Origin of the sequence: Paludibaculum fermentans (assembly GCF_051172195.1) — a bacterium.
In the GTDB taxonomy this organism is placed as follows: domain Bacteria; phylum Acidobacteriota; class Terriglobia; order Bryobacterales; family Bryobacteraceae; genus Paludibaculum; species Paludibaculum fermentans_A.
On sequence record NZ_JBPJAQ010000001.1, the window covers coordinates 2,578,198 to 2,591,830 of the forward strand.

9 protein-coding genes are annotated in these 13,633 nt (G+C 59.9%); all 9 read left to right on the forward strand.

All coding sequences use genetic code 11. The features are described from left to right. Positions 1-2: 2 nt before the first annotated feature. On the forward strand, positions 3-1,199 hold the full coding sequence (locus tag ACR9Y2_RS10575; protein ID WP_435041176.1) for a complex I subunit 1/NuoH family protein: 1,197 nt from the start codon (positions 3-5) through the stop codon (positions 1,197-1,199). 16 nt (positions 1,200-1,215) lie between these two features. Beyond that, positions 1,216-1,710 carry an NADH-quinone oxidoreductase subunit J family protein gene (locus ACR9Y2_RS10580; RefSeq protein ID WP_435041178.1) on the forward strand — a complete coding sequence of 165 codons (495 nt, stop codon included), beginning with the start codon at positions 1,216-1,218 and terminating at the stop codon, positions 1,708-1,710. Between the two features lie 9 nt (positions 1,711-1,719). Further along, a complete protein-coding gene (gene nuoK / locus ACR9Y2_RS10585; RefSeq protein WP_194446927.1) occupies positions 1,720-2,052 on the forward strand; it encodes an NADH-quinone oxidoreductase subunit NuoK in 333 nt (110 codons plus the stop codon). 4 nt (positions 2,053-2,056) lie between these two features. Continuing rightward, the gene (nuoL, locus tag ACR9Y2_RS10590) at positions 2,057-3,910 is read left to right on the forward strand and encodes an NADH-quinone oxidoreductase subunit L (protein ID WP_435041180.1); all 1,854 of its coding nucleotides are present in this window, start codon (positions 2,057-2,059) and stop codon (positions 3,908-3,910) included. Continuing rightward, the gene (locus ACR9Y2_RS10595) at positions 3,907-5,421 is read left to right on the forward strand and encodes a complex I subunit 4 family protein (protein ID WP_435041182.1); all 1,515 of its coding nucleotides are present in this window, start codon (positions 3,907-3,909) and stop codon (positions 5,419-5,421) included. The genes nuoL and ACR9Y2_RS10595 overlap by 4 nt, the downstream gene beginning before the upstream one ends. Further along, positions 5,411-6,880 (forward strand): NADH-quinone oxidoreductase subunit N, encoded by a 1,470-nt coding sequence (locus ACR9Y2_RS10600; protein WP_435041184.1) that lies wholly within the window; start codon positions 5,411-5,413, stop codon positions 6,878-6,880. Before ACR9Y2_RS10595 ends, ACR9Y2_RS10600 begins: the two co-directional genes overlap by 11 nt. 173 nt (positions 6,881-7,053) lie before the next feature. Beyond that, positions 7,054-8,907 (forward strand): glycoside hydrolase family 15 protein, encoded by a 1,854-nt coding sequence (locus tag ACR9Y2_RS10605; protein ID WP_435041186.1) that lies wholly within the window; start codon positions 7,054-7,056, stop codon positions 8,905-8,907. After that, positions 8,904-10,739 carry a malto-oligosyltrehalose trehalohydrolase gene (gene treZ / locus ACR9Y2_RS10610; protein WP_435041188.1) on the forward strand — a complete coding sequence of 612 codons (1,836 nt, stop codon included), beginning with the start codon at positions 8,904-8,906 and terminating at the stop codon, positions 10,737-10,739. Before ACR9Y2_RS10605 ends, treZ begins: the two co-directional genes overlap by 4 nt. A gap of 1 nt (position 10,740) precedes the next feature. Beyond that, complete coding sequence (treY, locus tag ACR9Y2_RS10615) at positions 10,741-13,596, forward strand: malto-oligosyltrehalose synthase (protein ID WP_435041190.1); 2,856 nt, start codon at positions 10,741-10,743, stop codon at positions 13,594-13,596. The last annotated feature ends 37 nt before the right edge of the window (positions 13,597-13,633 follow it).

Here is a 13,633-nt window from a genome sequence, read left to right on the forward strand (position 1 = left end):
CAATGAACTTCTTCCTCCTCAGCCTGATCAAGACCGGCCTGGTGGCGTTCGTTCTGCTCACCACGCTGGCTTACCTGCAATGGATCGAGCGCAAAGTGCTCGCCCATATCCAACTCCGCCCCGGTCCCTATCGCGTTGGACCGCATGGCTTGCTGCAACCGCTGGCCGACGTCGTGAAGCTGGCTACGAAGGAAGGCGTCATTCCTGGTGGCGCCAACGTCTTCTTCTTCCTGTTTGCGCCGTTCTTAGCCGTTACCTTGGCGCTCACGTCCATCTCGGTCATCCCCTTCGGGCCGGAGATCGAAGTTTTCGGCGTGAAGACGAACATGGAACTGACGGGCGTGAATATCGGTGTCCTGTTCATCCTGGCTCTCTCCTCACTGGGTGTGTACGGCATTGCGATCGGTGGCTGGGCTTCGAACTCGAAGTACTCGCTGATGGGCGGCCTGCGCAGTTCGGCGCAGATGATCAGCTATGAATTGCCGATGTCGCTGGCGATCGCAGCGCCGCTGTTGATCGTGAATACCTTGAACTTCCGCGACATGGTGAACGCGCAGTCGGGCTACTGGCTGGGCGTGATTCCGAAGTGGAATGTCTTCGCCGGCCCCTTCCCGCAGTTCTTCAGTTTCCTGATTTTCCTGATCGCGGCGTTCGCTGAAACGAATCGAGTGCCGTTCGATCTTCCGGAAGCAGAGAGCGAATTGGTGTCGGGTTTCCACACAGAGTATAGTTCGCTGGGTTTCGCGGCCTTCTTCATGGCGGAATACGCGAACATGATCACGGTGTGCTCGGTGGCGACGCTGCTGTATCTTGGCGGCTGGCAGCCGCTGTGGCCGTCGTCGCTGGGCTCCGACTTCTTGGCGCCGCTGATCCACTTTGCAGCAGCCGGCATGCTGTTCTATCACGGTGGGCAGACGGTGAAGAGCCGCACATGGGACCGCTTCTCGTTTCCGGCCTTCGGCGTCATCTTCCTGCTGGTGGGGGCGCTATTCCTGGTGCCGGTGTTGAAGCCGATTCTGATCCCGCTGTTCTGGTTTGTGGGCAAGGTCGGCATCCTGCTGTTCATCTTTATCTGGATCCGCGGTACGCTGCCGCGCTTCCGCTATGACCAACTCATGCGGTTTGCCTGGACGTTCCTGTTCCCGGTAGCCATCGCCAACCTGTTGATCACGGGTCTGCTGGTGGCCTTGCAGAGCTAATGAGGTAGCACGCGAAATGGACGCTTTGTTGTTTCTCCTGTTCGCCGCGATCGCGGTGGGCTGCGCCATCAATCTGGTGTTGCAGACGCATCCGATTTCGAGCGCTTTGTCATTGGTTGGCGTGATGGGTTCGCTGGCTGTGTTGTACCTGCTGCTGGGTGGGGAGTTCATCGCCGCCGTGCAGTTGATTGTCTACGCCGGCGCCATCATGGTGTTGTTCATCTTCGTGATCATGTTGCTGAATGCGGGCGCCGAGAAGAAGCCGACGCGGAACATCCTGCGGGCTGCCGTCGCGCTGCCGCTGCTGTTTACGCTGTTGGCCATCGGGGCGTTCCTGGTCGCTTCGCAAACGCCTTCCACCGACGTGGTGAAGTTCGGAACCTTCATCGTCGGCGGCCGCGAGATTGGAAGCGCGCTGTTCACCACATACCTTCTGCCCTTCGAGGCCACTTCCATCCTGATCCTCATCGCCATCCTCGGGGCGATTGTGCTGGCCCGGAAGGAGATTTAACGAAACCCCATGCCTGAGCTGCCCATCGCACTACCCGCCCATGTACCGCTCTCCTGGTACCTGATCCTCAGCGTGATTCTGTTCGTGGTCGGCGCCGCCGGCTTTCTGCTGCGGCGCAACATCATCACCGTCTTCATGTGCATCGAGCTGATGCTCAACGCGGTGAACCTGACGTTCATTGCCTTCAGCCACCAGTTGAAGCAGGTGGACGGCCACATCTTCAGTTTCTTCGTGATGGTTGTAGCCGCGGCCGAAGCCGCCGTCGGGCTCGCCATCATCCTCACGGTGTTCAAGAATCGTTCGACGCTGGAAGTCGACGAAGTCTCCTCGATGAAGCTCTGATCCGATGCATCAACTCTGGCTCATTCCCGCATTGCCGTTTGCCGGATTCCTGGTGAATGGTCTGTTCGGCCGCAAGCTGCCCAAAGCGGCCGTCAACGCAGCGGCAATCGGCAGCGTTCTACTCGCCTTCCTCTGGGTCGTGAAGACAGTGCTTGCGCTGGGCGCCATGGAAACGCCCCATGTCGAGCACTACTTCACCTGGATCCAAAGCGGATACGTGAACATCGGTTTCGACTTCTCAGTCGATCGCCTCAGCGCCGTCATGCTGCTGATTGTCACCGGCATCGGCACTCTCATCCACATCTATGCGGCAGGCTACATGGAGCACGAGGGCGGGTACTACCGCTTCTTCGCCTACCTGAACCTGTTCATGTTTTTCATGCTCGTGCTGGTGCTGGCCGCCAACTACCTGCTGCTGTTTGTCGGGTGGGAAGGGGTGGGCTTGTGCAGCTACCTGCTGATCGGATTCTACTTCGTCAAGAAGAGTGCGGGCGATGCCGGCAAGAAGGCGTTCATCGTCAACCGTATCGGCGACTTTGGCTTCTCGCTGGCCATGTTCCTGATCCTGCTCCACTTCAAGTCGCTGGACTTTCTGACGGTTTTTGCCAAGGCCGGCGCCACGGATGCGGGCGGCGTCACCACGTCGACGTTCACTCTCATCTGTCTCCTTCTGTTGGTCGGTGCGGCCGGCAAAAGCGCCCAGCTCCCGTTGTATGTGTGGCTGCCGGACGCCATGGAAGGCCCAACCCCGGTCAGCGCCCTGATCCACGCCGCCACGATGGTGACCGCAGGCGTGTATATGATTGCGCGGTCTGCCGTTCTGTTTAACCACTCTCCGGCTGCCCTCGATGTGGTCGCCTACATTGGACTGGCGACGGCTGTGATGGCCGCCACCATTGGCCTCACGCAATACGACATCAAGAAGGTGTTCGCTTACTCCACGGTTTCACAGTTGGGCTACATGTTCCTGGCCCTGGGCAGCGGGGCCTATTCGGCCGGTATCTTCCATGTCATGACACACGCGTTCTTCAAGGCGCTGCTCTTCCTTGGCGCCGGATCGGTGATTCACGCGGTGCACGGTGAGCAGGATCTGAGGATGATGGGCGGGTTAAGGTCGAAGATCCCGGTGACCTGCGCGCTGCTGTTCTGCGCCTCCGTCGCCATCGCCGGTGTGCCTCCGTTCTCGGGCTTCCACAGTAAGGACGCGATCCTGCTGGCCGCTCATGCCAAAGCACCCTGGATGTACTGGGTTGGCGTTGTGACCGCGGGCATGACGGCATTCTATGTGTTCCGCGCCTGGTTCATGGCCTTCTTCGGTAGCTACCGCGGACACGCTCATCCGCATGAGTCTCCGCTGATCATGACGTTGCCGCTCGGTGTTCTCGCCCTGCTCAGCCTGGGCGGCGGATATCTGGATGTGCCGCACTTCCTCGAGCCGATCTTCGGCGGGGAGCATGCGGCGCATGATGAGAGCCTAGTCTTCATTTCGGTGGCGGCGGGTGTCATCGGCATCGTGCTGGCCTACATCTTCTATGTGGCGAAGCCCGGCCTGGCCGACGGTATCGCCCGCACGTTCTCATGGCCGTACAAGGTGCTTTACAACAAGTACTACGTGGATGAAGCCTATGACGCCATGATCGTTCATCCCATCCGGGACGGCTCGACCAGCATCCTCTGGAAGGGTATCGACGCCGGGGTGATTGACGCCGCAGTGAATGGAGTCGGGTCGCTGGCGCAGGGGATCGGCGGCGTCTTGCGGCATCTGCAATCCGGCTACATACGAAGGTACGCCGCATGGGTCGTGCTGGGCAGCATTGTCATCGTCGCTGTCGTCAGCTTCTGGGGAGGCGTTCGGTGAACCTTTTGAACATACTCCTGATTGTGCCGGCGGCTGGCTTTCTGCTGACGCTGTTGTTGCCGAAGGACAATCCGCGCCTGATCCGGAATTTCACGCTGTTTGTTTCGTTGATCGCGTTTCTGTTGTCGCTGGGGCTGATCGGGCCGGTGCTGGCCAACCCTCAGCAACTCTCATTTGAGACCAATACGCAGTGGATCGAGTATCCCTCCATCCGCTACCACGTGGGATTGGACGGGCTCAGTCTGTGGCTGGTAATCCTCTCCACGTTCCTCACGCCTCTGGTCATCCTGGTGAGTTGGAAGTACATTCAGAAGCGCGTCAAGGAATACTACGCCTTCCTGCTCTTCCTGCTTTTCGGCGTGCTTGGCGTCTTCGTTGCCCTCGACCTGTTCCTGTTCTTCGTGTTTTGGGAAGTCTCGCTGGTACCGATGTACTTCCTGGTCGGCATCTGGGGCCACGAGAGGCGCATCTACGCAGCCGTCAAATTCTTCCTTTACACGATGGCCGGTTCGGCTCTGATGTTCATTGCGATTGTGTACCTCTACAACAAGAGCGGTACGTTCGATATACCGTTGCTGATGGACATGATGGCCAAGGGCCGGCTGACGCTGACGAGTACAGAAGGCTGCTGGTTGTTCCTGGCGTTCTTCCTGGCGTTCGCCATTAAGGTCCCACTGTTTCCGCTGCACACCTGGTTGCCGGATGCTCACGGCGAGGCGCCCACGGCCGGTTCCGTCATGCTGGCCTCCGTCCTGCTGAAATTGGGCACGTATGGCATCGTCCGCATCTGCCTGCCGCTGTTCCCTCAGGCCGCGCATCAGAACGCGCAATGGATCATCGGCCTGGCCATTGGCGGCATCATCTACGGCGCACTGGTCGCCATGGTCCAGCCGAACATGAAGCGGCTGGTTGCGTACTCTTCGGTCAGCCACCTGGGTTTCGTAATCCTCGGGGTCTTCACCTTCACGCAGGTGGGCCTCGACGGTGCGGTTTACCAGATGCTGAATCACGGTATTTCCACCGGCGCCCTCTTCATTCTGGTGGGCATGCTCTACGAGCGCCGCCATTCGCTGGAGATCACCGATTACGGCGGAGTGGGCACGGTGGCCCCCTGGCTTTCCACGATGTTCGTGATTACCACGCTGGCCAGTGTCGGCCTGCCGCTGCTGAACAACTTTGTTGGCGAATTCTTAGTGCTCCAGGGCGCTGCCGAACGCAACTTCCTGTATGCCGTGTTTGCCGCTGTCGGCGTCATCCTTTCCGCGGTCTACATGCTCTGGATGGTGCAGCGAACCTTCTATGGCGAAACGCCCGACGAGGTGAAGCACCACTTCAGCGACCTCTCGCTGCGCGAATGGGGTGTGATCCTCCCTCTCATCGCCATGATGATCTGGATGGGCATCGGCTCAAGCAGTTTCCTGCCGGCCATCAGCGCCAGCGATTCGAAGATTCTCTCCGTAGTTCAGTCGAAAGCCCCTGTCGCAGGGAAGGAGCTTGCCAATGCCCGCTAGTTTCGTGCCGCCCTCCCCGCAGGAGTTGTTCCGGTTTGCGCCTGAAATGCTGATGACCGTGGTAGCCACACTCATCATGGTGATGGAACCCCTGAGCGCACCGGAGGGCAAGCGCAAGTTTGCCGTGATGACCTTTCTGACGTTGATTGCCGGAATCGTTCTCACCGTGGCCGGCACCAACGATCCGGGTACCGCATTCTCCAAAATGCTGGTGCTGGACGGATTCGCGGCGTTCTTCCGGATTCTCGTCATGGTCGTGGGGCTGCTCATCGTGCTGATCTCCACGAACTATCTGAAGCTCGAGCAGCATGAGTCCGGCGAATACTATGCATTGATGCTGTTCTCGATCATCGGGCAGTGCCTGATGGTTTCCGCGAACGAACTGATTATGCTCTTCATCGGACTGGAGTGCTCGTCCATTGCCAGTTACGTCCTGGCTGGATATCTCCGCGATGACAAGCGGAACAACGAATCGGCATTGAAGTACTTTCTGCTGGGTTCGTTCGCGACGGCCTTCCTGCTCTACGGTGTCGCCTGGATCTATGGCCTCACAGGCACGACGAACCTGAGCGCAATTCGCGCCACCCTGCTGAATCCCACGAATCACCCGAACCTGGTGATGCTCGGCGCGGCCACTGCACTTCTCTTTGTCGGCCTGGCCTTCAAAGTATCCGCGGCGCCGTTCCAGATGTGGGCGCCGGACGTGTACCAGGGCGCGCCCGCCCCGGTCTCCGCATTCATGTCCGTTGGACCGAAAGCGGCCGCCTTCGCGATGTTCCTGCGGATTCTGATGACCGCCTTCGAGCCATTGAAGGATCGCTGGGAGCCCATCCTGTGGGTGTCCGCACTTGCGACAATGATCATCGGCAACTTCGCCGCGTTGCGCCAGACGAACATCAAGCGCCTGCTGGCGTACAGTTCCATCGCGCATGCCGGCTATGTCATGGTGGCCCTCACCACGCACAGTGAGATTGGCACCGCGGCCGCAATGTTCTACCTGGCGTCCTACGCCTTCATGAACATCGGCGCCTTCGCTGTTGTCACCTATGTGGCCCGCCGCGGAGAGAAGCACGTTGCCACGCAGGACCTCTCCGGACTCAGCCAGACGCAGCCCCTGGTGGCGGCCATGCTGACCATCTTCCTGCTCTCGCTGACCGGTATTCCGCTGACAGCCGGCTTCTTCGGTAAGTTCTACATCTTCAAAGCCGCGCTCGATGCCAACCTGGTCTGGCTGGCGGTGTTGGGCATGCTGAACAGCGCAGTAGCCGCCTATTACTACCTGCGAATCATCGTAGTAATGTACATGCAGCCACCGGCCGAAAGTACGGAGGAATTGCTTGCGCCTAGTGCAGGCATTCGAGTCGCTATCTTCTGCACGGCGATCGTGACGCTGTTCCTCGGAATCTTCCCCTCGTTCGTCCTCGACTTTGCGGGCCGCTCCGCGGCATTGATCCGATAGCGTCACAATCTGCGTCAACTCAATACCGAAATAGAGAGGGCTGGCCCGTGCCGGCCCTTTCCTTTTGGCTCAGCTATCCGTGTAACTGTCTTACAGATCTTAAAATACGAAAAAGATCCGGCTGCCCCTCCTATGCGAAGATGCAAGCATCTGGAGGTACCTTCGACTTGGGAATGGGCTCAGACTCGAAGCCAAGGACGTACCGGCCGATCGAATCCTGCGGGATCATCGGCAATTTGCAGTCGGTTGCATTGGTCTCTACGGAGGGTGAGATCGATTGGTGCTGCTTGCCGAACTTTGATTCGCCAAGCATTTTCGGAGCGATTTTAGATCGGGGTAAGGGCGGCTATTTTCGAATCGCGCCCGTGACGGAGGGCGTCAACCGGCAGATGTACCTGCCTGAGACGAACGTCCTGATGACGCGATTCCTGCGGCCTGACGGCGTGGCGGAAGTGCTCGACTTCATGCCTGTGCGGGAGGACAGTGTCTGGCCCGGTGCACAGTCGCCCAGCGAGATCATCCGCATTGTCCGGGGGGTTCGCGGAGTCACGCGCATCAGGCTCGATTGCTCCCCTGCTTTCGGCTATGCGCTGGCCCCGCACGAGACGGAGATCCGCCCCTGGGGTTGCCTCTTCCGCAGTGAACAAGGCAGCCTGGCGCTGAGCAGTCCCGTGCCGATTGCCGATGAAGGCGGCCATGCCGTTGCAGAGTTCACCATCCACCCCAAGGAGAGTTTCACCTTTTCCCTGCGCTTCCTGGAGCATGGGGAGCCGACTCCGGGCGGTCATGATCCGATCGATGGCGAGATTCTCATGGATCAAGCTGTGAAGTACTGGCGCGGCTGGCTGAGCCGCTGTACGTACAAAGGCCGGTGGCGTGAACGCATCATCCGTTCCGCGCTCGTCCTCAAGTTGCTGACCTATCGCCCCACCGGAGCGATTGTGGCGGCGCCGACCTGCAGCCTGCCGGAGGAGGTGGGCGGGACTCGCAACTGGGACTATCGCTACACCTGGATCCGTGATGCGGCTTTCACCGTCTATGCCTTTCTGCGGATGGGTTTCACCGATGAGGCCAAAGCCTTCATGGGGTGGCTGGAGAGCCGTATCCACGAGCAGGAGCGCGTCAACGGGCCGCTGAATGTGATGTATGCCATCGACGGCCGTCACGACCTGACGGAATTCACGCTCGATCACTTCGAGGGTTATCGAGGGTCCCGTCCGGTGCGTGTCGGCAATGGCGCCTATAACCAGTTGCAGCTCGATATCTATGGCGAAGTCGTGGATTCCATCTACCTCTACGACAAGCACGTCACGCCCATCTCGTATAGCTTCTGGAAGCAGGTCCGTTCCATGCTGGAGTGGGTGGCCGCCAACTGGCAACAGCCCGATGAAGGGCTGTGGGAGGTGCGTAGCCATCGTCAGCACTTCATCTATTCCAAACTGCAATGCTGGGTGGCGCTCGATCGTGGATTGCGCCTGGCCGCGCGGCGCAGCCTGCCGCTGAACCGCGCCTATCTCGAGCAGGAGCGCGACCGTGTATTTGAGTGGATCATGACGCATGGCTGGGATGCCGACCAGCAGTCCTTCGTCCAGGCCGCCGGCACGAAAGCTCTCGACGCTGCAAATCTGCTGATGCCGCTCGTCTACTTCATAGCGCCGACAGATCCTCGCATGCTGAGCACGATCGACCGCACCATTGAAGCGCTGGTTTCGGACAGTCTTGTCTATCGCTATCAATTGCACGGTGAGGTGTTCACCGACGACGGAATCTCCGGCGGAGAGGGCACCTTCAGCATGTGCACCTTCTGGCTGGTGGAGGCGCTGACCCGTGCCGGGCGTCTGGAGGAAGCCCGCTTGATCTTCGAAAAGATGCTCACCTACTGCAATCACCTTGGCTTGTATTCAGAAGAAATCGGACCCACGGGGGAGTCGCTAGGCAACATCCCACAGGCTTTCACCCATCTGGGTCTCGTCAGTGCAGCCTTAAATCTCAACGCCCGGCTCGATGGACAGGAGTATGGGAGTTGAGCGGGCCGGATGGACGCCGTTTTGGAGCCATCCTGAAAGCCGATGGCGTCCTATTCCAGGTTTGGAGTGCAGCGGACGGGGTCGAACTTGTCTTGGACAGTCCCGAACCTTGCACACACCAGCTCCAATCACGCCCCGACGGGCTGCGGCAAGTATTCGTGCCAGGACTGGGCGCCGGCGCGCGGTATGGTTTCCGCATTAATGGGCAGGGTCCAATCCCGGATCCGGCATCCCGCTTCCAGCCGGATGGCGTGCACGGCTTGTCGGAAGTGATCGACCCGGAGTTTGCCTGGACGGATGCGGGTTTTTCGCCCAGGCCCTGGGACGAAGCTGTGATCTATGAACTGCACTGTGGAGCCTTCACCGAGGCCGGCACCTTCCAGGCGGCGAAAGAGCAGCTCACAAGCCTGCGCGACCTCGGCGTGACAGCGTTGGAGCTCATGCCCCTGGCCGACAGCCCGGGCCGCCGGAACTGGGGCTACGATGGAGTCTCTCTCTACGCGCCCAATCGGAACTACGGCCGGCCCGAAGATCTTCGCTCGTTCGTGAACCACGCTCACGACTTGGGCCTTGCCGTGTATCTCGACGTCGTCTACAACCACTTTGGGCCGGACGGCGCCTATCATCGTCTGTTTCATCCGGGCTTTTACTCGACTCGAGTGAAGACGCCATGGGGCGACAGTCTCAATTTCGACGATGAGCACTCCCGCGGCACCCGAGACTTCTTCATCGGAAATGCGCTCTATTGGCTGGAGGAATACCATATCGATGGTTTTCGCCTGGACGCCACCCATGCCATCCAGGACACCAGCCCCGTGCATTTTCTGGCGGAGTTCTCGGTTGCCCTGCACCAGCGGGCAGCCGGGTTGCAGCGCCGCGTCCAGGTGATCGCGGAGGATGCCCGAAACCTCAATACAATCCTGCAGCCGGTTCAGCAAGGCGGATACGGCGTCGATGCAGTCTGGGCCGACGACTTCCATCACCAGGTCCGCAGAGCCCTGGCCGGAGACAGCGCCGGTTACTATGCAGACTATGATGGACAGCCCGCCGCCATAGCCCAGACGCTGCGCAACGGCTGGTTCTACGAGGGGCAGCACTCCGTGCATCACGATGCACCCCGGGGTACGCCCTCGGGCGATCTGGAGCGCAGCCACTTCATCATCTGTATTCAGAACCACGACCAGATTGGCAACCGGGCAAAGGGCGAGCGCCTCCACCACCAGGTTCGGGATCACAGCTATAGGGCTGCGAGCGCGTTGTTGTTGCTGGCTCCGGAGACGCCGCTACTCTTCATGGGCCAGGAGTGGGCGGCCACTTCACCGTTTCAGTTTTTCACTGACCACAATGAAGAGCTCGGGCCGCTGGTGAGCGAAGGTCGGCGCAGTGAGTTCGCCCACTTCCCGGAGTTCTCCGAAGAAGCAGCCAGGGCCTCGATTCCCGATCCACAGGCAGAGGAGACGTTCCTCCGCAGCAAGCTGCAATGGCGGGAAAGGGAGCAGCCGGCTCACCACGCGATGCTCCGCTGGTATACACGGCTCATTGCCTTGCGACGTCAGATCCGCGGTCGATCGATGCGGTGCGCCATCAGCGAAAGGGAAGGACTGATCGCCTTGGAATGGCGGGATGAACAGCAGGCCTACACTGCCGCCGTAGCCCTGACGGGGGGCGGCGAGTGGGTCGATGCCCGACCGCCTGGCGCGCTCCTCTTCACGAGCGAAGATCCGGAGTTCGGGCCCGACCCCTCGACGCGGCCTGGGGAGGCGACGGGCCGGCCGCTCCAGTTCGATCGTGCGGGTTGCGCCATTTTCTTTAGCGGGAAAGGAGAAGCCTGAAGTGACAACCGGCATTTTGTCCCATCCCGTCAGTACCTACCGGCTGCAGTTGAACGATGGGCTCGTCTTTGATGCCGTCACGCAGTTGGTGCCGTACTTCGCCTCGCTCGGCGTCACTCATCTCTACCTCTCGCCAATCTGGAAAGCCAGGCCGCATAGCCAGCACGGCTACGACATCTGCGACCTGGCCGAGATCAGTCCCGAACTTGGCGGAGAGGAGGGCTACAACCGGCTGTGCGAGGCTGCCGCAAATCATTCCATCGGACTGGTTCTCGACTACGTAGCCAACCACATGTGTACGGATCCCCTGCACAATGAGGCTTGGCGCGATGTTCTCCGCAATGGGCCATCCTCTCCCTATGCGGAGTACTTCGACATCGACTGGCAGCCCGTGAAGAACGAGCTTGAGAACAAAGTCCTGCTGCCGATTCTGGGGCATCAATACGGTTCCGTTCTGGAGGCCGGCGAACTGCAGGTCGTCCATCAATGCGGCGAGTTCCACCTGCGCTACTGGGACAACAACCTGCCTCTGAATCCACGCCAGTGCCGGCTCATTCTGCGGCATCGCGAAGCGGCGCTCCCCGAGTTACTCCAGGATCAGCCCGAGGTCCAGCAGGAATATCTCAGCATTCTGTTTCAGCTCGACCACCTGCCCACCTACACCGACACTTCGTTGGAGGCGCGCAATGACAGGGCGCGCGAACTGACCATCGCCAGCCAGCGTCTATTCCGGCTGTTGACGGAGTCGGAGGCGCTTCGCGGCCATGTGGATACCAATGTCAAGGAGTTCAATGGAAGCCCGGGCGACCCCGCCAGCTTCGATCTGCTTCACAACCTCCTGGAACTGCAGCCATACCGCCTTTGTTACTGGCGCACTGCCTTGCATGAGATCAACTACCGCCGCTTCTTTGACATCAACGAACTGGCGGGCTTGCGCATGGAATCGCATCAGGTCTTCGAATCCGCGCACAAGAAGGTTGTGGACCTCTTCAGCACCGGCCGAGCTCATGGGCTGCGTCTTGATCATATTGACGGACTGTACGATCCGTCGGGCTATCTGCATGAACTGCGCAAGACCGTCGACAAGGACGAGCGGATCTCTTACATCGTCGTCGAGAAAATACTGGCTTCCACGGAACGGCTCACCTCCGAGTGGCCGGTTGATGGCACCACCGGCTATGAGTACCTGAATCAGCTCAATCGGCTGTTCATCCGGCCCGAGAACCTCGAGTCCATTCGCCGCATCTACCACAGCTTCTCGCGCCGCAGCACAAACTTCGAAGAGATCCGTTACACCTCCAAGCAGCAGATCATTTCCACCTCGATGGTCAGCGAGTTGAACGTGCTGGCCCACGAGTTGAACCGCATGTCGGAGCAGGACCGGCGCTATCGCGATTTCACGCTGGACAGCCTGCAGGAGGCGCTTCGGGAAGTGGTTGCCTGCTTCCCGGTCTATCGGACCTATATCAGCGCGCGCGGCGTGGCGTATTCAGACCGGGTTGCGATCGACCAGGCGATCCGGGAGGCGATCCGCCGAAATCCCGCTATGGAGTCTTCCATCTTCGCCTTCATCCGTGAATGCGTGTGCCCTGACCCATCGGAAGGCGACGAACTCAACCGTGGCCGGCGGCTTCGCTTCGCGCAGAAGTTCCAACAGTACACCAGCCCTGTTCAGGCCAAAGGCATTGAGGATACGGCGTTCTACCGTTATTGCCCGCTCGCCTCACTGAACGAGGTGGGCGGAGAGCCTGCAGTGCTGGGTGCTCCGCTGGATGACTTCCATGCCGCGAACGCCTACCGGCAGACTCGCAGCCCGCGCTCGATGATCACTACCTCCACGCATGACACGAAGCGCGGGGAGGATGGACGTGTGCGCATCAGTGTTCTCTCCGAAGTGCCGGACGAGTGGCGCAAGCAACTGCGGATCTGGTCCCGGTATGTCGCGCCTGCCCGGACTCGCACCGGAGGCCAGGTGGCGCCCGACCGCAATGATGAGTACCTCTTCTACCAGAGCTTGCTGGCCATCTGGCCCACTTCCAAGGGTTGGGAAGATGAGCGTCTGCAAGACCGGATCCTCGAGTACATGTCCAAAGCGGTGAAGGAGGCCAAGACCCACACCAGCTGGATCAATCCATCGAACGAATACGACGAGGCCTTGGCGCATTTCATCCGTAGTCTGTTCACTGAACAGCACACCTCCGCGTTCCGTGAATCGTTTGCTGCCTTTGCTGACCGCATTGCCTATTTCGGCTCGCTGAACGCGTTATCCCAGCTCACGCTCAAACTGGGATCTCCGGGCGTCACAGATTTCTATCAGGGCACTGAGTTCTGGGATCTCACCCTGGTCGATCCGGACAATCGCCAACGCATCGATTTCGATGCCCGGCAACGCTGGCTTAGCCGATGGCAGTCGGAGCATCAGCGATCACTGGATGAGAACCGCGCGTTTAGCTTTGCCCAGATTGGCGCCCATCCCGACTCCGGCGAACTGAAGGCGGCTATTACGACCATTGGTCTCAATTTCCGGCGCCAGAACCCCGATTTGTTGATCGATGGAGCCTACCTTCCACTGTACGCAACCGGTCCCATTTCCGATCATCTGGTAGCATTTGGACGTCTGCACAAGGGGCGTGTGCTGCTGGCTGCGGGCTTGCGTTGGACGGCGGGACTGCTGGCTGACGTTCCGTATACGACGGCTGCCGAGGCTTGGCACGAAACGGTGCTGCCCGTGCCGGATGACCTCGCGGGCAAGAACATCGTCAATGTCCTGACAAACGAGCGCTGGATGTGCGCCGGATCGATTCCATTGCGAGCCCTCTTCGGGCGCCTGCCGTGTGCGCTCATCACCCTGGCTTAACGGCGGACAGCCCGGGGCGTCGCATCCCCAAATTTGT